The 21931-nt window shown below is 65.5% G+C and carries 25 protein-coding genes and 1 rRNA gene; 8 read left to right on the forward strand and 18 right to left on the reverse strand.

Features of this window, described 5'->3' with window-relative positions:
- Nucleotides 1–123 precede the first annotated feature (123 nt).
- Nucleotides 124–768: a hypothetical protein gene (locus tag LRS53_RS17740; protein WP_231356768.1), complete on the forward strand. Its 645-nt coding sequence runs from the start codon at nt 124–126 to the stop codon at nt 766–768.
- Here the strand turns inward: LRS53_RS17740 and zapE are convergent.
- The 3 genes from zapE to LRS53_RS17755 form a co-directional block, all read right to left on the reverse strand.
- On the reverse strand, nt 765–1814 hold the full coding sequence (zapE, locus tag LRS53_RS17745; RefSeq protein ID WP_231356769.1) for a cell division protein ZapE: 1050 nt from the start codon (nt 1812–1814) through the stop codon (nt 765–767). The two genes, LRS53_RS17740 and zapE, sit on opposite strands and share 4 nt — an antisense overlap.
- Before the next feature lie 85 nt (nt 1815–1899).
- The gene (locus LRS53_RS17750) at nt 1900–2286 is read right to left on the reverse strand and encodes an MAPEG family protein (RefSeq protein WP_231356770.1); all 387 of its coding nucleotides are present in this window, start codon (nt 2284–2286) and stop codon (nt 1900–1902) included.
- Between the two features lie 68 nt (nt 2287–2354).
- Complete coding sequence (locus LRS53_RS17755; RefSeq protein ID WP_231356771.1) at nt 2355–3527, reverse strand: multidrug effflux MFS transporter; 1173 nt, start codon at nt 3525–3527, stop codon at nt 2355–2357.
- A gap of 112 nt (nt 3528–3639) precedes the next feature.
- Here LRS53_RS17755 and LRS53_RS17760 point away from each other — a divergent pair, with 112 nt between their 5' ends.
- Nucleotides 3640–4269 carry a TetR family transcriptional regulator gene (locus tag LRS53_RS17760; protein ID WP_231356772.1) on the forward strand — a complete coding sequence of 210 codons (630 nt, stop codon included), beginning with the start codon at nt 3640–3642 and terminating at the stop codon, nt 4267–4269.
- Here the strand turns inward: LRS53_RS17760 and LRS53_RS17765 are convergent.
- Complete coding sequence (locus tag LRS53_RS17765) at nt 4251–4445, reverse strand: cation transporter (RefSeq protein WP_231356773.1); 195 nt, start codon at nt 4443–4445, stop codon at nt 4251–4253. The two genes, LRS53_RS17760 and LRS53_RS17765, sit on opposite strands and share 19 nt — an antisense overlap.
- Nucleotides 4446–4556: 111 nt before the next feature.
- Here LRS53_RS17765 and LRS53_RS17770 point away from each other — a divergent pair, with 111 nt between their 5' ends.
- The 4 genes from LRS53_RS17770 to LRS53_RS17785 all read left to right on the forward strand — a co-directional run bounded on the left by LRS53_RS17770 (nt 4557) and on the right by LRS53_RS17785 (nt 9057).
- On the forward strand, nt 4557–6941 hold the full coding sequence (locus tag LRS53_RS17770; protein WP_231356774.1) for a heavy metal translocating P-type ATPase: 2385 nt from the start codon (nt 4557–4559) through the stop codon (nt 6939–6941).
- A complete protein-coding gene (gene cueR, locus LRS53_RS17775; RefSeq protein ID WP_231356775.1) occupies nt 6938–7324 on the forward strand; it encodes a Cu(I)-responsive transcriptional regulator in 387 nt (128 codons plus the stop codon). The genes LRS53_RS17770 and cueR overlap by 4 nt, the downstream gene beginning before the upstream one ends.
- A gap of 232 nt (nt 7325–7556) precedes the next feature.
- On the forward strand, nt 7557–7796 hold the full coding sequence (locus LRS53_RS17780; RefSeq protein WP_231356776.1) for a hypothetical protein: 240 nt from the start codon (nt 7557–7559) through the stop codon (nt 7794–7796).
- 67 nt (nt 7797–7863) lie between these two features.
- Nucleotides 7864–9057, forward strand: a complete 1194-nt coding sequence (locus LRS53_RS17785) for a class I SAM-dependent rRNA methyltransferase (protein ID WP_231356777.1) — start codon at nt 7864–7866, stop codon at nt 9055–9057.
- Between the two features lie 55 nt (nt 9058–9112).
- Here the strand turns inward: LRS53_RS17785 and LRS53_RS17790 are convergent, their stop codons facing one another.
- The 9 genes from LRS53_RS17790 to LRS53_RS17830 all read right to left on the reverse strand — a co-directional run bounded on the left by LRS53_RS17790 (nt 9113) and on the right by LRS53_RS17830 (nt 16317).
- The gene (locus LRS53_RS17790; protein ID WP_231356778.1) at nt 9113–9514 is read right to left on the reverse strand and encodes a Rho termination factor N-terminal domain-containing protein; all 402 of its coding nucleotides are present in this window, start codon (nt 9512–9514) and stop codon (nt 9113–9115) included.
- A 153-nt stretch (nt 9515–9667) separates the two neighbouring features.
- A complete protein-coding gene (locus tag LRS53_RS17795; protein WP_231356779.1) occupies nt 9668–9889 on the reverse strand; it encodes a YgdI/YgdR family lipoprotein in 222 nt (73 codons plus the stop codon).
- Nucleotides 9886–10122, reverse strand: a complete 237-nt coding sequence (locus LRS53_RS17800; protein ID WP_017638749.1) for a hypothetical protein — start codon at nt 10120–10122, stop codon at nt 9886–9888. The genes LRS53_RS17795 and LRS53_RS17800 overlap by 4 nt, the downstream gene beginning before the upstream one ends.
- 138 nt (nt 10123–10260) lie before the next feature.
- Nucleotides 10261–12309 (reverse strand): AsmA family protein, encoded by a 2049-nt coding sequence (locus LRS53_RS17805; RefSeq protein ID WP_231356780.1) that lies wholly within the window; start codon nt 12307–12309, stop codon nt 10261–10263.
- A 67-nt stretch (nt 12310–12376) separates the two neighbouring features.
- Entirely contained in the window at nt 12377–13510 is a 1134-nt protein-coding gene (locus tag LRS53_RS17810) for an MFS transporter (RefSeq protein ID WP_231356781.1), read from the reverse strand.
- Between the two features lie 20 nt (nt 13511–13530).
- Nucleotides 13531–14313 (reverse strand): DeoR/GlpR family DNA-binding transcription regulator, encoded by a 783-nt coding sequence (locus tag LRS53_RS17815; protein WP_231356782.1) that lies wholly within the window; start codon nt 14311–14313, stop codon nt 13531–13533.
- Between the two features lie 56 nt (nt 14314–14369).
- Nucleotides 14370–15260, reverse strand: coding sequence for an EamA family transporter (locus tag LRS53_RS17820; RefSeq protein WP_231356783.1), 891 nt, complete (start codon nt 15258–15260; stop codon nt 14370–14372).
- A 143-nt stretch (nt 15261–15403) separates the two neighbouring features.
- Complete coding sequence (locus LRS53_RS17825) at nt 15404–15802, reverse strand: DUF3140 domain-containing protein (protein ID WP_231356784.1); 399 nt, start codon at nt 15800–15802, stop codon at nt 15404–15406.
- On the reverse strand, nt 15799–16317 hold the full coding sequence (locus tag LRS53_RS17830; RefSeq protein ID WP_231356785.1) for a hypothetical protein: 519 nt from the start codon (nt 16315–16317) through the stop codon (nt 15799–15801). The genes LRS53_RS17825 and LRS53_RS17830 overlap by 4 nt, the downstream gene beginning before the upstream one ends.
- A 122-nt stretch (nt 16318–16439) precedes the next feature.
- Here LRS53_RS17830 and LRS53_RS17835 point away from each other — a divergent pair, with 122 nt between their 5' ends.
- Nucleotides 16440–17375 carry an alpha/beta hydrolase gene (locus tag LRS53_RS17835; RefSeq protein ID WP_231356786.1) on the forward strand — a complete coding sequence of 312 codons (936 nt, stop codon included), beginning with the start codon at nt 16440–16442 and terminating at the stop codon, nt 17373–17375.
- Between the two features lie 120 nt (nt 17376–17495).
- Nucleotides 17496–17960 (forward strand): hypothetical protein, encoded by a 465-nt coding sequence (locus LRS53_RS17840; protein WP_231356787.1) that lies wholly within the window; start codon nt 17496–17498, stop codon nt 17958–17960.
- A 45-nt stretch (nt 17961–18005) separates the two neighbouring features.
- Here LRS53_RS17840 and LRS53_RS17845 read toward each other — a convergent pair whose 3' ends face one another.
- From LRS53_RS17845 to rrf, 5 genes are all read right to left on the reverse strand, one after another.
- Nucleotides 18006–19295, reverse strand: coding sequence for an MFS transporter (locus LRS53_RS17845; RefSeq protein WP_231356788.1), 1290 nt, complete (start codon nt 19293–19295; stop codon nt 18006–18008).
- A gap of 99 nt (nt 19296–19394) precedes the next feature.
- On the reverse strand, nt 19395–19853 hold the full coding sequence (locus LRS53_RS17850; RefSeq protein WP_231356789.1) for a DUF3301 domain-containing protein: 459 nt from the start codon (nt 19851–19853) through the stop codon (nt 19395–19397).
- Between the two features lie 204 nt (nt 19854–20057).
- Complete coding sequence (locus LRS53_RS17855) at nt 20058–20810, reverse strand: type III pantothenate kinase (RefSeq protein WP_160923554.1); 753 nt, start codon at nt 20808–20810, stop codon at nt 20058–20060.
- Entirely contained in the window at nt 20800–21747 is a 948-nt protein-coding gene (gene birA / locus LRS53_RS17860) for a bifunctional biotin--[acetyl-CoA-carboxylase] ligase/biotin operon repressor BirA (protein ID WP_231356790.1), read from the reverse strand. Before birA ends, LRS53_RS17855 begins: the two co-directional genes overlap by 11 nt.
- Nucleotides 21748–21830: 83 nt before the next feature.
- A 5S ribosomal RNA gene (rrf, locus tag LRS53_RS17865) occupies nt 21831–21931 on the reverse strand; the annotation flags it as partial.

Here is a 21931-nt window from a genome sequence, read left to right on the forward strand (position 1 = left end):
CCGGCCACATGACGCTTTTACGTCAGCCAAGTGGCCAGACGACGGATGACCGTCACCTGCTTTTTTCCACCTCGACCTCGACCTCGGCCTGCTAGGCTGGGCCTTTGCCCAAGGATCGCGTCTATGCCTCCACGCCTGCTGCTCTGCCCTCTCCTGCTGTTGTCCCTGGCCACCGGTGCCCTGGCCGCCACGGAGCGGGCGCCACGCAGCTGCGCCCAGGACATCGGGCAAAAGCCGGCCCAGGCCCTGGCCACCAGCTGCCGGGCGCTCTCCCCCGCCACGCGACCGCCCTGCAACGCCGCCAACAGCTGTGCCCTGATAGAGGACGAGATCGCCCGCAGCTGCGCCCTGTTCGGCGATGGCGAGGCGGCCAAGGAACCCGGCTGCGGTCCACTGCCCAGCAGCGCCGAGGCGGCGGCGGCCGTGGTCCAGCGTTACTACCGGGCGCTGGATGCGCGGGACTACGGCACCGCCTGGCAGCTATGGGGAGATGACGGCCAACCCGGCAACAGTTACGAGAAATTCCACCAGGGCTATGCCCGGACCCGCAGCGTGCAGGTGACCCTCGGTCAGCCCGGTCCAGTCGAGGGCGCGGCCGGCTCGAGCTATGTAAGTGTCCCGGTGACGGTAAGGGCACGCCTGGCCGACGGCACTCGCCAGACCTTCAGCGGCAGCTATCAGCTGCGCCGGGTCAACGACGTCGACGGCGCCTCGGCCGAGCAGCGCCGTTGGCATCTGGACAGTGCGAAGCTACGGCAACAGCACTAACCGGGGCCGATCTGCCGCAGCTGTGACAGCCGACTACGCGTCCGCGACATGTCGGCGATCTCACTGTCGGCCAGGATCTCGTCGAGCGGCGCGGCGCTGACCAGGAACAGCGCCAGGCGGCGGTCGTAGAGCACATCCACCAGGTTGATGAAGCGCTGTCGCGCAGCGGGGCTGGCGTCGCGCAGTGGCGGCACCGCATCGAGTAGCCAGCGCTGCCAGCTTTCGCTCAGGGTCAGGTAGTCGAGGACTGCCGTGGGGCCTTCGCAGAGGTCGGCGAAGCTGAAGTGCAGCAGACCCTCCGCGGCGCTGATGGCGGGCAGGCTGCGATGGCCTACCGGTACCTCGATCCTGGTCTGCGCCAATGGCGGCAGCGCCAGCCGACGACGCTGATCCGGGCTACCCGGCCAGAGATAGGCGCCAACGCCAAAGGGATCGGGCTCGGCAGGGCTGGCGCCGCGATAGTCCTGGGGACCGGCCACCGAGAGGATGTCCATGCGCGTCTCGATCAACCGGATCGCCGGCAGGAAGCGCTCGTGGTAGAGCGGATTGGGCAGCAACCCCTCCGGCGGATAGTTGGAGGTGGTGATCAGCACCACACCGCGGCTGAACAAGGCCTTGAACAGCCGGGTGATGAGCATGGCATCGCCGATGTCATGCACATGGAATTCATCGAAACAGAGCAGTCGGCAGCCGGCGAGCAAGTCGTCCAGGCTGGCGGCCAGGGCATCGCCCCCCGGCGGTTGGCGAAACATCCGCTCGTGCAGCTCGCGAAAGAAGGCATGGAAGTGCACCCGGCGTTTTTCGGCGAATGGCAGGGCGGCGAAGAAGCCGTCCAGTAGGAAGCTCTTGCCACGCCCCACCGGCCCCCAGAGATAGAGGCTGCGCGGCGTCTGGCGGCGAAACAGGCGCGGGCGCAGGAGTTCGTCGGCCAAGACGGCGAAGCGCTCGATGGCGGCCTGTTGAGCGCTATCGAGAGTGTACCCACGGGCTTGGGCCAGATCGGCGAAATGCTCCAGCACCTGCTGGGCGGGCGAAGCGGAAGTCATGGCGGCTGGCCAGGAAAGATAGGCCGCTAATGAAGCCGGAGCCGACGCCGCCGGTCAAGACCGATGACGTCGGCTCACCGCAGGTTCAGGCCGCGGCGATGAACAGGCACAGGCAGCATAAGAAACCACCGGCCCAGGCCAGGGAACGGCGGGTGGCGTGGTCGCGGATATACAGCCAGGTGTAGGCGATGCGGCTGAGCAGGAAGAGGAAGGCCCAGAAGTTGATGGTGCCCTGGTCGGCGCCACCGGTGACGTGGGCGACGATCACTGCCGCGGCGAACAGCGGATTGATCTCGAAGGCGTTCTGCTGGGCGGCATTGGCCCGGGCCCGGGCGCCCTCCAGCTTGCCGAGGAAGCTGCGCGGATCCCGATTGTCCTCGGGCGTGAAGCCGCTGCCCTTGAACTTGGCGTAATAGGCCGCGCCATAGGGCACGAGGTAGACGAGGAAGATGCACCAGTAGGCGAAGGTCATGTCGGCGTCCCTGGAAGTGTGAGGGTTCGCCTATCTGACCTGCCTGGCCGGGAAAAATCCACTCCGCTTCAGGCGGGTGCGGATCTGTGGGTCCAGCGGGCCATCAGCGCGGTCGCCACCGCACAGAGCGCCAGCACCGCGCACATGGGCACCACGGTGCCGTTGTGCAGCGCGCCCACGCTGCTGGAGGCCAGCGCCGCCAGGATGAACTGCAGACTGCCCATCAGCGCCGAGGCACTGCCGGCATTGGCGCCCTGCCCCGCCAGGGCGCAGGCCGAGGCGTTGGGCACGATGCCACCGAGCAGGGCGATGGCGCAGAACAACGGGATCATCAGCACCGGCAGCGCCTTGGGCTGGAAGGCGCCCACCAGCAGCAGGACCAGCCCCGCCGCGGCATAGGCCACCACCGCGCGACGCAACCAGAAGGCCGGTCCCTGGCGGACCACCAGGCGGGCATTGAGCTGCCCCAGCAGGATGAAGCCGGCGGCATTGAGACCAAAGACCCAGCCATAGTGCTCAGGCTTGACGCCATAGAGTTCGATCAGCACGAAGGGCGAGCCGGAGATGTAGGCGAACATGCCGGCCATGGCGATGCCGCCGGTGAGGGTGTGGCCGATGAAAGTGCGATCGCGCAGCAGCCGCAGGTAGTTGCGCAAGGCCCCCCGCAGCGGCGGCCGCGGATGGTGCGCCGGCAAGGACTCGGGCAACCAGAGCGCCACGGCGGTACCGCAGGCGGCGGCGAACAGCGCCAGGCTGACGAAGATCGCCTGCCAGCCAAAGGTGCTGAGCAGGAGGCTGCCGGCGAAGGGCGCGATGATGGGGGCGATCCCGGTCACCAGCATGATCTGCGAGAAGGCCCGCGCCGCGGCCATCGGCTCGCACAGGTCGCGCACCACGGCCCGCGCGATCACCATGCCGGCGCAACCGCCCAGGGCCTGGACGAAGCGCGCGGCGATCAGCCAGGGCAGACTCGGCGCCAGGGCGCAGCCCAGCGACGCCAGACAGAACAGGCCGATGCCGATCAGCAGCGGCAGGCGGCGACCGAAGCGATCCGCCAGGGGGCCATAGAACAGCTGACCGCTGGCCAGGCCGGCGAAATACACCGCCAGACTCAGCTGCACGTGTTCGATGTCGGTGGCGAACGACAGTGCCAGCGACGGGAAGCTGGGCAGGTACATGTCGATGGCGAAGGGAGCGAAGGCCGAGAGGGCCCCGAGAATCAACAATAAGCGAAAAGTCATGAAGCCTGATCCGATGGAAGCGGAAGTGTCGCGCAGTTACATACAATCATGTTTGTAAAAGCGCCGAGGCGCGCTAGACTGCGTGGCAGACCCACTGCCAGTCAGATCGCCCATGCGTCGTACGAAAGAAGAAGCCGAACAGACCCGCCAAGCCATTCTCGATGCGGCGGAAGCCCTGTTCCTGACCAATGGCGTGGCGCGTACCAGCTTGGAAATGATCGCCCGCGAATGCGGCGTCACCCGGGGTGCAGTGTACTGGCATTTCCAGAACAAGGCCCACCTGTTCCATGAAATGCTTAGCCAGATAAGGATCCCGGCCGACGAACTGACCGAGCGCCTGCGCGTGGACGGCGAGGAAGACAGCCTGCAACGGCTGTTCAAGCTGTGCATCGAAAGCATGGCGAAGTTCACCCAGCCTGGCCGCGAGCAGCGGGTGATGACCATCCTGCTGCACCGCTGCGAATTCACCGAGGAATTGCGCGAGGCGGAGGAGCGCGATCTGCAGTTCCTGCGGCAGTTCATCCGCATCACCGACGCCCTCTTCACCGCCCAGGCCGCGCGCCTGCAGCCGGGCGTGACGCCGCAACTGGCCAGTCGGATGCTGCACAGCCTGTTTCTCGGCACCCTCTCCGATCTGCTGCGCGACGAACAGACCTTTGCCCCGCTGCTGGCCGCCGATCAGGTGTTCACCACCTTCTTCCGCGCCATCGTGCGCGACTGGACTCAGTCGACGACGGTATAGCCCGCCTGCTCGATGGCCGCGCGGAAGGGCGCAGCCACCGCGGCGCTGTCGATGCGCACCTCGCCCGCCTGCAGATCCACCTCGACCCGCGCCCGGGCATCGACCTGGAGGACCGCCGCCTCGACCGCGCTCACGCAGTGGGCGCAACTCATTCCGACTACCTTGATGACATGCATGGTCTGCTCCTGTCTGTCTTGACCTCTTTCTCCTGACGCCAGCGCCAGGACCGGGTTCCAGTGTTGACCTTGACCCGAGGTCAAGGTCAACACTGAGCTCAGGAGGTGCCCATGCACGAATTCGAACTCTCCATCAGCGGCATGACCTGCGCGGCCTGCGCCGGGCGGGTCGAGCGCGCCCTGCAGAAGGTCTCGGCCGTCAGTGCGGCCGACGTCAACCTGGCCAGCGAAAAGGCTCGCGTCAGCGCGCCAATGGACGCGGCACCGGCGCTGGCCGAGGCGGTCAGCGCGGCTGGCTACCAGGTGGCCGAGGCCGAGCATGACCTGGCGCTGTCCGGCATGAGTTGCGCCAACTGCGCCGGGCGGATCGAAAAGGCCTTGCGCGCCGTACCCGGGGTGCTGACCGCCGAGGTCAATCTGGCCAGCGAAAGAGCCCGGGTGAAGACCCTGGCCGCGGTCGAGACGCAGGCCCTGATCGTCGAGGTAGAAGCGGCGGGTTACGGCGCCGAGGATCGCCTGGCCGAAGACGACCGCCCTGCCCCGGTACGTCAGGGCCTGCGCTGGGAACGCCTGGAGCTGGCCGTGGCGCTGCTCTTGGCCACGCCGCTGATCCTGCCCATGCTGCTGACGCCCTTCGGCTGGCACCTGATGCCGCCCGCCTGGCTGCAATTCCTGTTGGCGACACCGGTGCAATTCCTCATCGGCGCGCGCTTTTATCGTGGCGCCTGGCATGCCCTGCGCGCCCGCAGTGGCAACATGGACGTGCTGGTCGCCCTGGGCACCAGCGCCGCCTACGGCTTGAGTCTCTATCTCTGGCTGGTCAAGGACAGTCCCCATCTCTACTTCGAGACGGCGGCCATGGTCATCGCCCTGGTGCGCCTGGGCAAATACCTGGAGACCCGTGCCAAGCGCCGTACTGGCGCGGCCTTGCGCGCTCTGGAAGCTCTGCGCCCCGAAAGCGCCCGCCGCCTGGATGCCGACGGCAACGAAGAGGAGGTCGCCCTCAACCGGCTGCGCCTGGGCGATCGCCTGCAGCTTCGTCCGGGTGAACGCATCCCCGCCGATGGCCGCATCCTGCAAGGCGAAAGCCAGGTGGATGAAGCCCTGCTCACCGGCGAGAGCCGCCCGGTCGCCAAGGGCCCCGGCGACGAGGTGGTGGGTGGCGCCATCAATGGCGAGGGCAATCTGCAGGTCGAGGTCACCGCCCTGGGTGGCGAGACGGTGCTGGCCGGCATCATCCGCCTGGTGGAAGACGCCCAGGCCACCAAGGCTCCCATCCAGCAACTGGTGGATCGCATCAGCCGGGTGTTCGTCCCCGTGGTGGTGACCCTGGCGCTGGTTACCCTGCTCGGCTGGCTGCTGGCCGGTCACGCCCTGGAGCCCAGCCTGCTCGCCGCCGTCGCCGTGTTGGTCATCGCCTGCCCCTGCGCCCTGGGTCTAGCGACGCCAGCCGCGCTTATGGCCGGCACCGGAGTGGCGGCGCGTCACGGCATCCTGATCAAGGACGCCGAAACCCTGGAGCGCGCCCAGGGCATCACCACCGTGGTCTTCGACAAGACCGGCACCCTGACCGCCGGCCAGTTGCGCCTGCGCCACCTGGCCACGGCGCCTGGCATCGAGGAAGCCGAGTTGCTGAGTCTGGCCGGCAGCCTGCAACGCGGCAGCGAACACCCCCTGGCCGCAGCGGTGCTTTTAGCCTGTCGTGACCGTGACCTGGACACCCCGCCCGCCCAGGACGTCCGCGCCCTCCCCGGCCGCGGCCTCCAGGGCAGTTGGCAAGGACGGCCGCTGTTGCTGGGCAATGCCCGCCTGCTGGCCGAACGGCAGCTGGACACCGGCCTTCTGGCCGACGCCGCTCGCGCCTGGGAAGACCAGGGACTGACCCTGTCCTGGCTGTTGGAAACCGGCGCCCAACCGTGGGTGCTGGGCCTGCTGGCCTTTGGCGACGAGCTTCGCCCAGGGGCCAATGCGGCCATCGCCCAGTTGCGCCGGGACGGCATCGACAGCTGGCTGCTGACCGGTGACAACCGCGGCAGCGCCCGCCAGGTAGCCGCGGCGCTGGGCATCGCGCAGTGGGAGGCTGAGGTACTGCCCGCCGACAAAGCCGCGGTGGTCGCCCGTCTGCAAGCGACCCAGGGCGGCGTCGCCATGGTCGGCGACGGCCTCAATGACGCCCCCGCCCTGGCCGCCGCCGAACTGGGCATCGCCATGGGCTCGGGCACCGCCGCCGCGCGCCATGCCGCCGGCATCACCCTCTTGCAGGAGGATCCACGCCAGGTGGTAGCTGCCTTGGACATCGCCCGGCGTACCCAGCGTAAGATCCGCCAGAATCTGTTCTGGGCCTTCGTCTACAATATCATCGGCCTGCCGCTGGCGGCCTTTGGCCTGCTCGACCCGGTCTATGCCGGCGCCGCCATGGCCTTTTCCAGCGTCAGTGTCCTGGCTAATGCCCTGCTGCTCGGCCGCTGGCGCCCGTCTGGAGACCTCTCGTCATGAACATCGGCCAGGCCGCCAAGGCCAGCGGGCTCACCGCCAAGATGCTGCGCTACTACGAGCGCATCGGTCTGCTGGCGCCTGCCGGGCGTACCGACAGCGGCTATCGCCAGTACGACGCCGAGGATCTGCGAGTGCTGGCCTTCGTCCGCCGCTCGCGGGAACTGGGCTTCAGCCTGGAGGAGATCCGCCAGTTGCTCAGCCTCTGGCAGGACCGGCAGCGTGCCAGTGCCGACGTCAAGGCGCTGGCCAAGCGGCACATCGCCGAGCTGGATCTGAAGATCGCCGAACTGACCCGCCTGCGTAGCACCCTGGGCGAGCTGGTGTCCTGCTGCCATGGCGACGCCAGTCCCGACTGCCCGATTCTCGATACCCTCGGCGGCTGAGGACCTGTTCACGATCTCGCGAGCTAGAGCCAAACAAGGCGAAAATGCCTGAGGAAGCGGATCGGACCCGCGCTCGGGTTTACAAGTGGTAAATGAGCATTCTGACGGGGCTGGCCTTCCAGAGCGTTTTCAACGCCGTTTGGCCGACGCGCAGCAGATCTTGAACAGGTTCTGACGCAACCGCGGCCGCCTGGCGGAGTCCATCGCTTATCCCCGCTGCCGAGGTACCCCCATGCAGACCCTGCACCGTTACCAGATCCGCTATCGCCTCAATGGCGATCCCCTCACCCACGAGCTGGAGAGTTTCGAGCCGGTCACCGAGGAAGAGGCCGTGCTGCAGTTGCTGATCAAGCACGTCGAAGAACCCCAGGTGGTGGTCGATGCACCCTGGGAGCGCCATGCCCAGCCGAGCATCGCCCGTCGCGCCCAGGAAGCCGGGCTGAGCGATATCGAGGTCAGCCAGCGGGACTGACGGCCGGCCCAGGCAGGTGGCTTTGCGCTATAATTCCGCGCTTTTGCCCCCTTCGTTGGAGTGATTCATGACCCTGCCTCGCCTGCGCCTCAAAGCCAATGCCGACCGCCGTCTGCGCGCCGGGCACCTATGGGTGTACAGCAACGAGGTGGACGTCGTCGCCACCCCGCTCACCGCCTTCGAACCGGGCGACCAGGCCATCCTGGAAACCACCAGCGGCAAGCCGCTGGGCCTAGTGGCGCTGTCGCCCAACAACCTGATCTGCGCCCGCCTGTTCTCCCGCGACACCGGCTACCCGCTGGACAAGTCGCTGCTGGTGCATCGCTTCAAGGTCGCCCTGAGCCTGCGCGAGCGGTTGTTCGGCAGCCACTGCTATCGCCTGGTCTATGGCGATGCGGATTTCCTGCCCGGCCTGGTGGTGGATCGCTTCAACGACATCCTGGTGGTGCAGATCGCCTCGGCGACCATGGAGCGCCAGCGCGACGCCATCCTCGCCGCCCTGCTGCAGGTGTTCAAGCCCCAGGGCGTGCTGTGGAAAAACGACGGCAGCGCCCGCACGGCCGAAGGCCTCTCCAGCTACGTGGAAGTGGCCTACGGCGAGGTCCCGGACTGGGTGGCGCTGGAGGAGAACGGCGTGCGCTTCGAGGCACCGGTCCGCGAAGGCCAGAAGACCGGCTGGTTCTATGACCACCGCCTGAATCGTGCGCGCCTGGCGCCCTACGTCGAAGGCAAGCGGGTCCTCGACCTGTTCAGCTATATCGGCGGCTGGGGCGTGCAGGCCGCGGCCTTCGGCGCCAGCGAAGTCATGTGCGTGGACGCCTCGGGCTTCGCCCTCGACGGCGTGGAGCGCAATGCCACCCTCAACGGCCTGGCGGAGAAGCTGGTGTGCGTCGAGGGCGATGTCTTCGAAGCGCTCAAGGAACTCAAGGCCGGTGAAGAGAAATTCGACGTCATCGTCGCCGACCCGCCAGCCTTCATCAAGAAGCGCAAGGACCTGAAGAACGGCGAGGCCGCCTATCGTCGCCTCAACGAACAGGCCATGCGGCTGCTGAACAAGGACGGCATCCTGGTCAGCGCCTCCTGCTCCATGCACCTGCCCGAAGACGACCTGCAAAACATCCTGCTCGGCAGCGCCCGCCATCTGGATCGCAACCTGCAGATCCTCGAACGCGGTGCCCAGGGCCCGGATCACCCGGTACACCCGGCCATCCCGGAAACCCGCTACATCAAGAGCCTCACCTGCCGTCTGCTACCCAGCTAAACGCCAGGCAAAGAAAAGCCGGACATTGTCCGGCTTTTTTATTTGTGTCTTTGCCTCAGCTCAGGGCACGAATCAGCTCATCTTTCTTCATTCGCGACCGACCGCGGACGTTCTGCTCGGCCGCCTTCTTCACCAGTTCATCGCGAGTCAGGTCACTGAGCGAGGTGCTGCCAGTGCGCGAACGCCGCGTCGAGGCGCGACCGCTGTTAGGCGACTGGCCTTGCTTGGTCGCCACCGCCCGCCGGGCGGAATCCTTGCGGTCCGCGCTTTTGGCAGTGCCACTCTTGGCCTTGCCGGAACCTGCCTTTTCACCACCGCCGGACTGCTTGTTCACCGTCGCCCAGGCCCGTGCTTCGGCTTCATCCTTGGAGACGCCCTTTTTCTCGTAGCTCTCCTCGATGTGCTCGGCCTTACGTTCCTGTTTGTCGCTGTACTTGGATTTGTCGCCGCGGGGCATGGCAGTCTCCTGGGAAGGACCTGTTTGAAAAGTCGCCGAGCGAAGGTCAGGGAAGGCAAAAATCAGCGAGGAAGCGGAGTTTACAAAGGAAAATGAGCATTCCGAGCTGATTTTTAACACCGCATAACCAAGCGCAGGCACTTCAGACAGGGTCTAGTCTTCCGCCTTGATGGTGGCTACATCGGCTGCCTTCACCCGCACGTGACGACCCGCCACATCGGTGAATTCATAGAAGCCGTCGGCCGTCTTGGTGTTGGGACGATCTTCGGTGATGTACTGGGTACCGTCCTGTAGGGTCACTACCGTCTCGGTGGAACAAGCCGCCAGCCCCGTCAGGATCAGGGCCAGCAATCCACCGCTTAGCAGCCGCTTCATGGGGCTTCCGGTGCGACGCGATGGATGGACACATCGTGCAGCGCCACCAGCGCTTGACCGGACTCGATGTCGGCCAGGTGGAAGCGCTCGTCGTTGATCGCATCCAGGTGCCGGCAGGCCAGGTCACGGACCACGTCGGTGATGGGCACGTCCAGATTGCTGATACGGTCGGTATAGCTTTCGCCCAGCAGTTTGTAGTGGATTTCGTAGTGGCTATCGGTGTCGTCACGCATGAGGGATCTCCGCGAAAAGGCTGCCCGACTCGGGTTATTTCTATAGAGCCTGGGCAACCAGAGCGGTTCTTTTCCACCCGTCAGACGCCGCCGAACGGTCGTCTGTCAAGTCGCACGAACCGGCTCTAGCGCAGGAGTTCAACGCCCTGTGCGCATCTGTTGCAACAACGCACTGCACTGGGCGCCCTGCTCGTTGCTGGGCGCCACCAGCGCCAGCAGACCGGCCGCCGGCGCCGCGAAGGTGGCGAGCAGCGCCGCTGCCGCACCACGGGCCGCCAGGGGCAGTGCCTTCACCCCCGGCGCGGGATTCTTCAGGGTGCCGCGCACATAGAGCGGTGAGCGCAGCGAGAAGATGCGCAAGCCCTTGCTGTGGGGATCGACGGTCAGATCCAGTCGTTCGCTCGCCAGGTTGATGGTGCCGGTGATGTTGATCAGGGCGTTCTCGGTATCGAGCACGAAGACCTGGGGCTGCACCAGGCCCTTCTTGAAGTCGAGATCGGCGACCGCGCAATTGATCTCCACCTCGTCATCGCCGAACAGCCGATCGACCAGGTAGTTACCGACGTTGAGTCCGGCCAGCTCCATCAGGCTGCGGCTGATGCGACCATCGTTCATCAACAGCTTGAGTTCGCCGTTGCTGGTGCCGAGCAGCGCCGCCACCGAATTGCCAGTGCCGCTCAGAGTGGCATCGCCGTTGAGCTCGCCCATGCTGCGCTTCATGGTCTCCACGGTAGGGAACAGCTGGTTCAGCTTGACCCGGCGCACGTGCAGATCGACCCGTCCCTGCAGCGGCGTCTGGTCGCCTTCCAGGCGCACCGTGGTGTTCAGATCGCCACCGGCCACGCCGAAGCGCAGGGGGTCGAGCAGGAGTACCCCGTCGGTCAGGCGGACATGGGTATTCAGATCGGTGATCGGCAGCTGCGCGTTCTGCACGATGCGCTTGCCGGTGAAGCGCACGTCGGCATCCATGGCGCGCCAACGCTCGGTGCGGAATTCGGAGACCGGCAGTGCCTTGTCCGCCGGCTGCTGGTTGGTCTCGCCCTTGGCCGCCTGTTGCTCCTTGGTATCGGCGCCGATCAGCGGCGCTAGGTCCTCGAACAGCAACTGATCGGAGCGCAGGGTGCCACTGAGCTTGGGACGCGGCTTGCCGCCGGTGAACAGCACCTCGCCGTGCAGATCGCTCTTGCCGACCCGGCCGTTGAAGTCCTCATAGCTGAAGCGCGCGCCCGCCGGATCGTTGAGCTTGACCGTGAGATGACCATCGGTGGCATAGGGCGCCGTCTCCGGCAGGGTGACCCCGGTCAGCGGATAGAGCTGCGCCAGACTCTTGCCTTCCAGCACCAGATGCAGATCCAGGGCGCCCAGGCGGCGCGGATCGGTCAGGGTGCCAAAGACCTGGACGCGGGTCTCACCGGCCCGCGCATCGAGCTGGATGGGGAAAGGTACATCGGCGTCCTGCAGGGCCAGCAGTCCGCCGATCTGGCCCCGGCCACTGACCGGGACCTGCTTGTAGCTGCCGTCCACCGCCAGAGCGAACTGGAAGGGCTGGGTCTGCTTGACGTGGGAGCGCTGGCGCGAGGTGCCCTGCTTGCCGACCAGATCGGCGTAGGCGATGGGGGCATCCAGGGAGGTGATCCGCGCCCTTAGCCGGGTGGCGGTCTGGGCATCGTCGAAGCCGACCTGGCCGGCGTCGAAGCCAATGGTGCCGATATCCACGGTCCAGGCCGAGGGTTCGGCCTTGGGGTCCTTCTCGACGGTCTCGAAGGTCCAGCTGTTGCGGCCATCGGCCAGCCGCTGGGCATTGACCACCGGCCCGCTTAGGTCGATGCGCGGGATATAGATCTGCTTGGCCAGCAGTGCCAGCGGGGAGATCCGCAGTTGCATCCGGTCGAGGTGGACGAAGGTCTTTTCCTTGGCCCAGTCCGGGTTGCCCAGGGTCAGGTCCTCGGCGGCGATGTGCGGCCAGGGAATCCAGGCGCGCCAGCCGCCCTGATCCGGCTCGCGATGCCAGACCACGCCCAGGTTGCCCTCGATGGCGAAGGGCCGGTGCAAGGCGCTCGACACCTGCTCGTTGATGGTCGGCTTGAGCCGATTCCAGTCGAAGGTGGCGAGGGCCACCAGCAGCAGCACGAACAGCAGCAGGATGATTCCCAGCAGCAAGGCGAGGATCTTGCGTGGGCGCGTCATGGCCGCCTCCTTGGATTTCCGTTCCCTCTTGGGTCTGCTCAGCGCAGCGGGGTTCCCTGAATAGACGTCATGCCTTGCGCTGGCGTAGCGCCAGCAGCGCCACCACCACCCCGATCAGGGTCAGCAGCAGCAGACTGCCACGCAGGCCTACCTGCCCCGCCACGGCACCGATCAGTGGCGGACCGAGCAGGAACCCGAGATAACCGGCGGTGGCGGTCATGGCGATGCCCGCGGCCGGCGTCTCGGCCACCTGGCCGGCGGCGCTGAAGGCCGCGGGCACCACATTGGACAGGCCCAGGCCGACCAGCGCGAAACCGAGGATCGCCGTCCAGGGTGCGGGCAGGAGTACCGCCAGGGCAAGCCCCAGGGTCGCCAGCAAGGCCCCGCCAACGATCACCTGGGGGCCGCCGAAGCGAGCGCGGATGCCGTCGCCGAACAGCCGCCCCACCAGCATGGTCAGCGAAAAAGCCGCATAGCCCAGGGTCGCCACCACCGGACTCGCGCCGCCCACCTGGCCCAGGTAGACGGCGCTCCAGTCGGTCATGGCCCCTTCCAGCATCAGGCAGCCCATGGCGATCAACCCCAGCGCCAGCACGCGTCGATCCGGCAGCCGCAGGGCATGGCTCACCGGACTGCGATCGCCTTCGTCCAGGGCCAGTGCCGCGGGCAAGGCCAGCACCAGCGCCACCAGGGCAGCGGCCAGCAACACCACCAGCGCCGAGGCGCCCAGGTGCAGCACCAGTGCCCCCAGGCCGGCACCGAGAAATCCGCCCAGGCTGAAGGCGGCATGGAAGGACGACATCAGCGGGCCGTTCCAGCGGCTTTCGACATCGCTGGCATGGGCATTCATGGCCACGTCGATCAGGCCATTGCTGGCACCGAGCAGCAGCGCGCAAGGCAGCAGCCAGCCCAGCGACGGCGCCACCCCAGGCCAGATCAGCACCAGTACGAAGGCCAGGATGCTCAGCCGGGTGAGGCGTCCGGTACCGCCCAGGCGCGGCACCAGCACCCCGGCGAAGGGCATGGTCAGCAGGGCGCCCAGGGCGACCGCCAGCAGCACCAGACTCAGCTGGCCGTCGCCCAGCGCCAGATCGCGCTTGAGTTCGGGAATGGCGGCCGCCCAGCCACCGATCCCGCAACCATTGGCGAGAAAGACGGTAAAGGTGGCGCGGCGTTGGCGACGCAGTACGGCAGAGGTCATGGGAATCCTTGGGCGAGAGATCAGCGGTCGCTGGCGAGCGAATGCAGGTGCAGGCCGGCATCGCGATAGGGCTGCAGGCGCTCCTCGCTCAACCCCGGCTCCAACACCAGATGGTTCAGCTGATCGAGCCGGAGCACGTGATAGAAGGCCACGCTGTCGAGCTTTTCGGCGGTCACCGCGATGGCGACCTGGGCGCTCTGTTCGGCCACGGCCGCCTTGAACTCGGCCTCTTCCAGGTCGAAGCCGGTCACCCCGGTTTCCACCGCCAGGGCGCAGGTCCCGAGAAAGGCCAGGTCCGCGCGCACGCCGCGCAGATCGCGCAACGCCCGGGCGCCCAGGCAGGCGCCGGACTGCGGCGCAGCCAGGCCGCCGATCATCAGCACTCGGATGCCTGGGCGCTGCAGCAGCGCCGTGGCGATCACCGGCGCATTGGTGGCCACGGTCAGGTCGAGATCCGTGGGCAGCGCCTGGGCGATGGCCAGGTTGGTCGAGCCGGCATCCAGCAGCAGCAATTGCCCCCGCTGTACCAGCCTGGCCGCGGCGTGGCCCAGCGCTTGCTTGGCCGTCTCGTCCTGGCTGATCCGCGCCGGCAGTGCCTGCGGCGGTGTCAGCAGCGAGAGCGCCCCACCGTACACCCGGCGGCACAGGCCCTGGCGGGCCAGTTCACGCAGGTCGCGACGTACGCTGTCTTCGGAAATGCCCCAGGTGGCGGCCAGTTCGGCCGACAGGACCCGGCCCTGCTCACGCAACAGGGCCAGGATCGCCGCCTGGCGTTCTTCGGGGAGGTGGATGGATGCAGTCATACTGATACTCCAAGAGGATCAGCAGATCATGCACAATCATTTATAAACGTGCAACATCATGCAGAGGCTGAGGCCTTGTCCCGCGCATCCAGCCAGCGACCGCCAAAGACATTGATCAACAGGCCGAACATGACCGCCACGCCACCTACCGCTTGCTGGATGGTCATCTGCTCCCCCAGCAGCACCGCGGCGGAAGTCAGCCCCACCACCGGCACCAACAGCGAAAAGGGCGCCACCTGGCCCGCCGGATAGCGCGACAGCAGCCGGCTCCAGATGCCGTAGCCGACCAGGGTGGCGATAAAGGCCAGGTAGACGATGGCAAAGACCGAGCCGCCCGACAGCGACGTCAGCGCCGTGGCGATCTGTTCCGGGCCTTCCAGCAGCAACGACAGGATGAAGAAGGGGATGGGCGGAATCAGGCTGCCCCAGACCACCAGGCCGAGCATGTCCACCTTGCCGATCTTCTTGGTGACGATATTGCCCAGGCCCCACATGGCCGCCGCCGCCAGGGTCAGCAGAAAACCGGCCAAGGTCATGGTGACGCCATGCTCGGTACCGATCAGCAACAGTCCCAAGGCCGCCACCAGCAGCCCGACCAGGCTCGCCCGCCGTACCTTCTCACCCAGGAAGGTCGCGGCGAAGGCCAGGGTAAAGAAGGCCTGGGCCTGCAATACCAGCGAGGCCAGGCCCGCCGGCATCCCCACGTACATGGCCGAGAACAGGAAGGCGAACTGGCCGAGCGAGATGGTCAGGCCGTAGGCCAGCAGCAGCTGCCAGGACACCTGGGGCCGCCGTACGAAGAGAATGGCCGGAAAGGCCGCCAGACAGAATCTCAGGGCGCCCAGCAACATGGGTGGTACGCCATGCAGGCCAAGCTTGATGACGACGAAATTCACCCCCCAGGCCAGGATGACGACCAATGCCAGCAACAGATCCCGGGGTGCCATTCACAACTCCTTGAAGGATTTCAGATAGATAGGCGGCTACCCTACTCCTTTGCGTGCGCGCTGCGGCGTCACAGTTGCCCACAAATTCGGCCAGTCACTCCCTAACAACGAAAAACCGCAGCCTGGGCTGCGGTTCGTCGGGATCAGGCACTGCGCTTGTCACGCAGGGGATCATGGCCCCAGTTCATCAGCGACTTGCGCCAGCGCGAGTCTTCGATATCGCCCTCCGGCCGCTGCTTGAGATGGCGATGCACATAGCCGATGACCTTGCGCATGGCCTGGTAGTCATCGTCTTCCAGCTCGGCGTGGCGCTTGCCCTTGAGCTCCAGGATGCGCTCACCCATGGCATGGCCGACCGCCTTGCCATCGTTGGCGGCCGTGACCTTCTTGCCGCCCTTGGTCATGCCCACGCCCTTGCTGGTGTCACCGCTCAGCCATTTGCGCAGCTGGCTGGGGGTCATGTTGACCACCTGCTTGAATTCGCTGCGAACCTCTTTCCTGTCGTCTTTCTTGTCGTCGTTGGAAGCCTTCTTGGTGCTCATTTTTCACCTGCCTTTTGCAACGCCTTCACCAGTTCGTCTTTCTTCATGCGCGACCGGCCCCGCACCTCGCGACGCGCGGCACGCTTCATCAATTCGTCCTTGGTCAGACCGGCCAGGCCCGACTCACGCGCGGTCGCCGTCTTGCGCGCCACATCCGCCGGCTGTTTGGAATGCTGCTTGCCGCGGCGGGTGTCGCGACGCTTCTTGGCGGTGGTGCGCTGGTACTCTTTCTTGCTCAGGGAATCCCGGGCCTTTTCCGGCAGATAGCGTTCGCCGGTCTCTTCGGATTTCTTGCCGGAGCGGGTGTCCCACTTCTCGTCGGTCCACTGTTGCAGATGATTGTCCTTGCCCTTGCCGCCCTGGTATTCACCACCGCGCTTCTGGTACTCCTGGGACGCCAGTTGCGCCTTGCGCGCCGACCATTGGCCGGGCTTGCCGCCCTTGTCGCCCTCGGTAATCTCTTTCTTCACCTTTTCCCAGAGTTCGGGATCGCTCTTCTTGGCCGTAGCACTCATGGCTCACCTCAGGTGTGGGGTCACTGCAGTCGCTGTCTCTAGGATGACTGTCCAACCGAAACGGGGGTTCGCGCCAGGCGACGAACGCCCTACCCTGCGTCTTCCGGTATCCAGAGAAACCCATGCCCCTTGCCACCCTGCTCCGCCGTCGCCTGATCCCGCTGCTCTTCGTCACCCTGCTGGTGGGTGTCGGGGTCCCCTATGGCTGCTCGGAACTGGCCTACCGCGAACGTCAATGGGTGTTCAGCATCGAGCCCGGCAATGCCAGCTGGTTCACCGGGGTGCCGGAAGGCGTCCGCCAGTTCAATCTGCCGGTCCCTGACGGTCTGACCGGCACCGACTACCTGCATGCCTGGTGGTGGCCCGCCCGGCGCCCGGACGCCCCCACCCTGCTCTATCTGCACGGCACCCGCTGGAATCTCACCGCCCAGGTCCGGCGCGTCGCCACCCTGCGACAACTGGGTTACTCGGTGCTGGCCATCGACTATCGCGGTTTTGGCGAAAGTCCTGGCGACGTTCCCTCCGAACGCAGCGTCTACGAGGACGCCCGGGTCGCTTGGAAGCACCTGCAGAGCCTGCAGCCCGATCCGCACAAGAGATACCTCTATGGCCATTCCCTAGGTGGCGCCGTGGCGGTGGATCTGGCCTGGCGCATCGCCCGCGACGGGGATCCCACGGGCGACTACCCCGCCGCGGCTGGGCTGATCATCGAATCCACCTTCACCACCCTGGCCGATGCCGCCTCGGCGGTGGTCGACACCCGCTTTCCCCTGCGCTGGCTGATGTCGGAGAAATTCGATTCCCTGGACAAGATCCCGGAGATCCATATCCCGGTGCTGATCGTTCACGGCAGCGACGACCGCTATGTGCCGCCCCGCTTCAGCGAGGCCCTCTATGCCGCCGCGCAACCCCCCAAGCGGCTGCTGTTGATCCCGGGCGGGACCCATTCCAACAGTATGGTGATAGGCACGCGTGCCTATGCCGCCGCCTTGCGCGAGCTGTTCGGTGGCACGCACCTGAGCGAAGCGGAAAAGCAGGAATCATCGACGGGAGGCTAGAGGTTTTTTGAAAGGCATCGACGGCGCTGATAGTCACTATCTCGCCAGTCTATTTTTTTCGAGCGGTCCTGCTCGGGATACTGAACGCACTCCAGCACAGTTTCCCCAGAGGACACCATCATGAACCTGCGTATCGCTTTCGGTTTCGCCCTGACCGCCCTGGCCCTGAACACCTTCGCCCAGGACTTCTCCTTCACCCCCAGCCCTGCCACCCAGATCGCCGAGGAATCCAGTCAGCGTCCGCTAGGCCATCTGATCAAGCAACAGCAGCAACGTCTGCAGGAACGCACCCTGGCCGAAGAATCCAGCCTGCGCCCGCTGGGTGAAGTCATCAAGCAGCAGCAACGCAAACTGCAGGAACGCCGGATCGCCGAAGAGTCCAGTCTGCGTCCCCTGGGCCAGGTGATCGAAGACCAGCAACAGCGTCTCGGTGGCGACGAAGTGGCCGAAGAAAGCGGTCAGCGTCCCGTGGGTCGACTGATCGAGCGTCAGCAGCATCGTCTGCAGGAGGGCGCCCTGGCCGAAAACGGCTCGGCCCAGACCCTGGACCGCCTGATCAAGGCCGGCCAGACCCGTCAGGCCTAAGCGCTACCCCCTCCTTCCTGCCCGGCCTCGCGCCGGGCTCGCCTATCAGGTCTTCTCGCTACCCGGTCCGATGCTGGCGGGGGCCTCCACCACCATTTCCTGCGGCACCTCGTCGATACGCGGATCCAGCGCCGCTGCCATCGGACTGACGGAATCCGGCATGGCCACATGATGCAGCGGTGCCGCGTCCAGCCGGTGCTCGCCACTGACGAACCGGGGCTGCACGAAGACGATCAGGATCACCGCATAGGCCGAGGTCAGCACATAGAAGGTGCCGGGACCAAAATGCTCCATGGCCGCGCCGGCCAGCAGCGGTCCGATGCAGGCACCGACGCCATAGGTGGTCAGCAGCATCGCCGACAGTTCCACCCGCCGCTCGGGCTCGACGTGGTCGTTGGCAAAGGCGGTCGCCAGCGGATAGAGGGTAAACAGCAGCATGCCCGAGACGAAGCCCGCAGCCAGCAACCAGGGATAGGGCAAGGTGATCAGTCCCCACAGGGGCACCGCCGCCAGGCACAACAGCACCGCATTGGCACGGATCAGCTTGCAGCGGTCGAGTCGATCCGACAGCCAGCCCAGCGGCCACTGGGCGCAGAAGCCCGCGACGATGCACAGCCCTACATAGAAGCTCGATTGCGCCGTATCCAGGCCACTGCGACTGGCGAACACCGGTGCCAGGCCATAGAAGCCCCCCACCAGCAGGCCTGCGGTAAAGATGGTCACCAATGACTGGGGCACCCGCTGCCAGAAGAAGCGGATCTCCAGCGGCGCCGCCACCAGCTTGGCCGGGTGCACCCGCCGCGTCATCGCCAGAGGAATCAGGCAAGAGGCGAAGCAGATGGCCACCAGCAACAGCGGCTTGTAGTCGAGTTGCGGATGCCAGGCCAGCAGCGCCTGGCCGATCACCAGCCCCAGGTCCACCGCCACCATGTAGCCGGCGAACACCTTGCCGCGCTGGTGATTCTCCGCCTGCTCGTTGAGCCAGCTCTCGATCACCATGTACTGATTCATCATCACCACGCCCATGATGAATCTCAGCGCGATCCAGACGTTCAGGTCATCGATCAGGGCGTGAATGAGCACGGTAACGGTGGCCGCACCGGCGCAGGCCACATAGGAGCGGATATGGCCGACACTGGCGATCAGCCGATGGCCGAACTTGCCGCCGCACACCAGCCCGAAGTAGTAGGCCGCCATCAGGGCGCCGGTCCAGAAATCCCCTGCCCCCTGCTCAGTCAGTCGCAGACCGATATAGGTGGTGAACAGACCGGAGCCGGCCAACATCAGGAGGGTGGCGAAATAGAGCGCAGGAAAGGTAACGAGAGGGCTGAACATCAGGGATCACATGAAAAGAAGCAGAAAGCCAGAACGGATCAGCCGGAACTGATCGTCAGACTACGGAAGGAAAAAAATATCAGGAGATCGTGCCGGGGATCACTCCGGCTCCTGGCGCCTGCTGGTCTCGGTACGCTGGCGCTGTCGCCATTGATCCAGATAGACCACCTGGCCGTGCTCGGGCTTGGCCTGATAGGCAGGGGCCGAAGCCACCACCGAATCCGCCGCCGGGCGTTCGACCTCGGGCACCACGAAAGGCGCGAACTCGACCTTGGCCAGCGTCTTGCCGAACAGGGCCAGAGAGGCGTCGAGTCGCTCCTCTCCCGTCACGGTGAATTCGAAGGAGAACAACCGCGCCAGGCGCTTGCGGCCCTTGGCATCGGCCAGCCAGCGAAAACGGGAAAAGGCCACGGCGCCATCGAGCAGCGTGACCTTGCGGCGACGACACTCCTGCTCGGCCAGCACCAGTGCCTGCTCGCGAATGCCGTGGGCGTGCCAGAACCACAGACCAATGCCGACTGCGCCCAGCAACAGGCAGAGATTACCTAGCGTCAGCATCTTCGCTCCTCATCGAAGGGTACCGCCGTCACTGACGCCGTGCAGCGTCACCAGATGCCGTCTCGTTCAACAGACGAATGTTTTCACGCTCGCCTTTGTACAACGTCAGAGGGGCGATTTCCTTACCTAGCAAAGGCACCTGCTGTTGATGCCATATGTAGTAGAAAACGTTCAGTACCACCAATAGCAGAAACAACCAACGCATCATTCGTTCTCGAGCGGACACGCCAAAGCCAATCCAGCAAACACCATATCGGGCACGATCCGCGCGCCCGGAACGACATGTTTGACCAGTTCCGCGTCACCCCCGGTCAGAAACACCTCGCAGCCTTCGGCGAACATCTCCTGAGCCAGTTCGTACTGGGTGCGGACAAAGCCCTTGAGCATGTACAGACACCCACGCTCTACGGCCTCAATGGTCGTACGTCCCGGCGCCTCGTAGCGTTCACCACTGGCCCAATGTGGATCGTAGCGGATCCGACGGGTATGGGTCTGCAGTTCCCGACGCATCAACGGAATCCCCGGACAGATGAACCCGCCCTGATGCTCACCCTGGGCGTCGACCAGATCGGCCGTCACCGCAGTGCCCAGATCCAGGACCACGCAGGCCTTGCCCTCGGCCAGTTGCACCGCGGCCAGGATCACCAGCCAGCGATCCATGCCCAGACGCTGATGATCCCGATAGCCATTGCGCACACCATTCCACACCTCTACCGGCACGGCCTGGTGACAGGGGATGGCGAAGGTCGCCGTCAACCGCTCCTTGAGCTGCTGGGTCTCTTCGTCGCTGCGCACGCTGACCAGCCGACAGGCCGCCAGGGTGGGAGTATCCGGCTGGGACAGGGCCGCGATCAGGGCGTCGTCGCTGTCGACGATGCCGGTGTCGACCACTTCGGCTCCCGCGGCGAGCAGTCGCCACTTGATCAGGCTGTTACCGCAATCGAGTTCAAGAATCATGATCTAGGCTCAGGCTCAATTCGCCACCGCTGAATGCCTGTGTCTGCCCGTCTACGCGCATGAGGATAGCCCCATCTTCGGCAACTCCTGCCACTGTGCCCTGAATACAGCGAACCCCCGAAGACAGGGTTACCGCTCGACCTTGCCAGCCATGATAACGCTCCCACTCGCCGCGCAGGGCGGCGAATCCGGATTGGCGGTGAATCTGCCACAGGCTGTCGATCTCCCGCAGCAGCAGACTGGCGACCTGGTTGCGATCCTGCAGACCGCCCAGGACCTCGGCCATGGAAATCCATGGCTGATCGATGTCGTTGGCCATGCGCATGTTGACGTTGATACCGATGCCGATGATGGCCTGGCAGACGTCCTGCGGATCACCCGACAATTCGATGAGGATACCGGCCAGCTTGCGACCACGAACCAGGACGTCGTTGGGCCACTTCAGCCGGGCATCCTCCACTCCCAGCTGTTGCAGGGTACGGATCACCGCCAGGCCCATGGTCAGGCTCAAGGCCTGCAGCTTCTGGATCCCGCCCTGGCTGGAGACCACGGCGGTGAGATAGAGATTCTTGCCGTAGGGACTGACCCAGGCGCGGCCACGCCGGCCACGTCCGGCCTGCTGATGCTCGGCCAGCAAGGCGAACGGCGGTTGCTGCTGTTGTTGCAGACGGCGTTGTGCCTCGGCATTGGTGGAGTCGATGGAAGCCAGGACCGCTACCGGCCAACCACCCTCCCCCGCGATCCGTTCGGCATCGAGCAGCGACAGGGGCTCTTCCAGGCGGTAACCCCGCCCCGGAACCTTGAACACCTCGACGCCCAGGTCATCTTCCAGCGTCTTCAGCCGCTTCCAGATGGCACTCCTGGAGACGCCCAAGGCCTCACCAAGCTCGACGCCGGAATGAAATTTTCCATCACTCAGCAATTTCAGCAACGGCATCCTCGAACTCCGTTCGACTTTCTTCCGCCCCAAAGACAACACCCCCGTCAGAGTGAACTGAGCGGGGGTGCTGGGTGTTAGGCGCTTGACGATGACCTACTCTCACATGGGGAAACCCCACACTACCATCGGCGATGCATCGTTTCACTTCTGAGTTCGGGAAGGGATCAGGTGGTTCCAATGC

The organism is Pseudomonas sp. PLB05, from assembly GCF_021106615.1.
Lineage (GTDB): Bacteria > Pseudomonadota > Gammaproteobacteria > Pseudomonadales > Pseudomonadaceae > Chryseomonas > Chryseomonas benzopyrenica.

Bases quoted from the DNA above. Each gene is read 5' to 3' on its own strand.
- LRS53_RS17740 (WP_231356768.1), top strand. From the start codon at position 124: ATGCCTCCACGCCTGCTGCTCTGCCCTCTCCTGCTGTTGTCCCTGGCC.
- zapE (WP_231356769.1), bottom strand. From the start codon at position 1,814: ATGACTTCCGCTTCGCCCGCCCAGCAGGTGCTGGAGCATTTCGCCGAT.
- LRS53_RS17750 (WP_231356770.1), bottom strand. From the start codon at position 2,286: ATGACCTTCGCCTACTGGTGCATCTTCCTCGTCTACCTCGTGCCCTAT.
- LRS53_RS17755 (WP_231356771.1), bottom strand. From the start codon at position 3,527: ATGACTTTTCGCTTATTGTTGATTCTCGGGGCCCTCTCGGCCTTCGCT.
- LRS53_RS17760 (WP_231356772.1), top strand. From the start codon at position 3,640: ATGCGTCGTACGAAAGAAGAAGCCGAACAGACCCGCCAAGCCATTCTC.
- LRS53_RS17765 (WP_231356773.1), bottom strand. From the start codon at position 4,445: ATGCATGTCATCAAGGTAGTCGGAATGAGTTGCGCCCACTGCGTGAGC.
- LRS53_RS17770 (WP_231356774.1), top strand. From the start codon at position 4,557: ATGCACGAATTCGAACTCTCCATCAGCGGCATGACCTGCGCGGCCTGC.
- cueR (WP_231356775.1), top strand. From the start codon at position 6,938: ATGAACATCGGCCAGGCCGCCAAGGCCAGCGGGCTCACCGCCAAGATG.
- LRS53_RS17780 (WP_231356776.1), top strand. From the start codon at position 7,557: ATGCAGACCCTGCACCGTTACCAGATCCGCTATCGCCTCAATGGCGAT.
- LRS53_RS17785 (WP_231356777.1), top strand. From the start codon at position 7,864: ATGACCCTGCCTCGCCTGCGCCTCAAAGCCAATGCCGACCGCCGTCTG.
- LRS53_RS17790 (WP_231356778.1), bottom strand. From the start codon at position 9,514: ATGCCCCGCGGCGACAAATCCAAGTACAGCGACAAACAGGAACGTAAG.
- LRS53_RS17795 (WP_231356779.1), bottom strand. From the start codon at position 9,889: ATGAAGCGGCTGCTAAGCGGTGGATTGCTGGCCCTGATCCTGACGGGG.
- LRS53_RS17800 (WP_017638749.1), bottom strand. From the start codon at position 10,122: ATGCGTGACGACACCGATAGCCACTACGAAATCCACTACAAACTGCTG.
- LRS53_RS17805 (WP_231356780.1), bottom strand. From the start codon at position 12,309: ATGACGCGCCCACGCAAGATCCTCGCCTTGCTGCTGGGAATCATCCTG.
- LRS53_RS17810 (WP_231356781.1), bottom strand. From the start codon at position 13,510: ATGACCTCTGCCGTACTGCGTCGCCAACGCCGCGCCACCTTTACCGTC.
- LRS53_RS17815 (WP_231356782.1), bottom strand. From the start codon at position 14,313: ATGACTGCATCCATCCACCTCCCCGAAGAACGCCAGGCGGCGATCCTG.
- LRS53_RS17820 (WP_231356783.1), bottom strand. From the start codon at position 15,260: ATGGCACCCCGGGATCTGTTGCTGGCATTGGTCGTCATCCTGGCCTGG.
- LRS53_RS17825 (WP_231356784.1), bottom strand. From the start codon at position 15,802: ATGAGCACCAAGAAGGCTTCCAACGACGACAAGAAAGACGACAGGAAA.
- LRS53_RS17830 (WP_231356785.1), bottom strand. From the start codon at position 16,317: ATGAGTGCTACGGCCAAGAAGAGCGATCCCGAACTCTGGGAAAAGGTG.
- LRS53_RS17835 (WP_231356786.1), top strand. From the start codon at position 16,440: ATGCCCCTTGCCACCCTGCTCCGCCGTCGCCTGATCCCGCTGCTCTTC.
- LRS53_RS17840 (WP_231356787.1), top strand. From the start codon at position 17,496: ATGAACCTGCGTATCGCTTTCGGTTTCGCCCTGACCGCCCTGGCCCTG.
- LRS53_RS17845 (WP_231356788.1), bottom strand. From the start codon at position 19,295: ATGTTCAGCCCTCTCGTTACCTTTCCTGCGCTCTATTTCGCCACCCTC.
- LRS53_RS17850 (WP_231356789.1), bottom strand. From the start codon at position 19,853: ATGCTGACGCTAGGTAATCTCTGCCTGTTGCTGGGCGCAGTCGGCATT.
- LRS53_RS17855 (WP_160923554.1), bottom strand. From the start codon at position 20,810: ATGATTCTTGAACTCGATTGCGGTAACAGCCTGATCAAGTGGCGACTG.
- birA (WP_231356790.1), bottom strand. From the start codon at position 21,747: ATGCCGTTGCTGAAATTGCTGAGTGATGGAAAATTTCATTCCGGCGTC.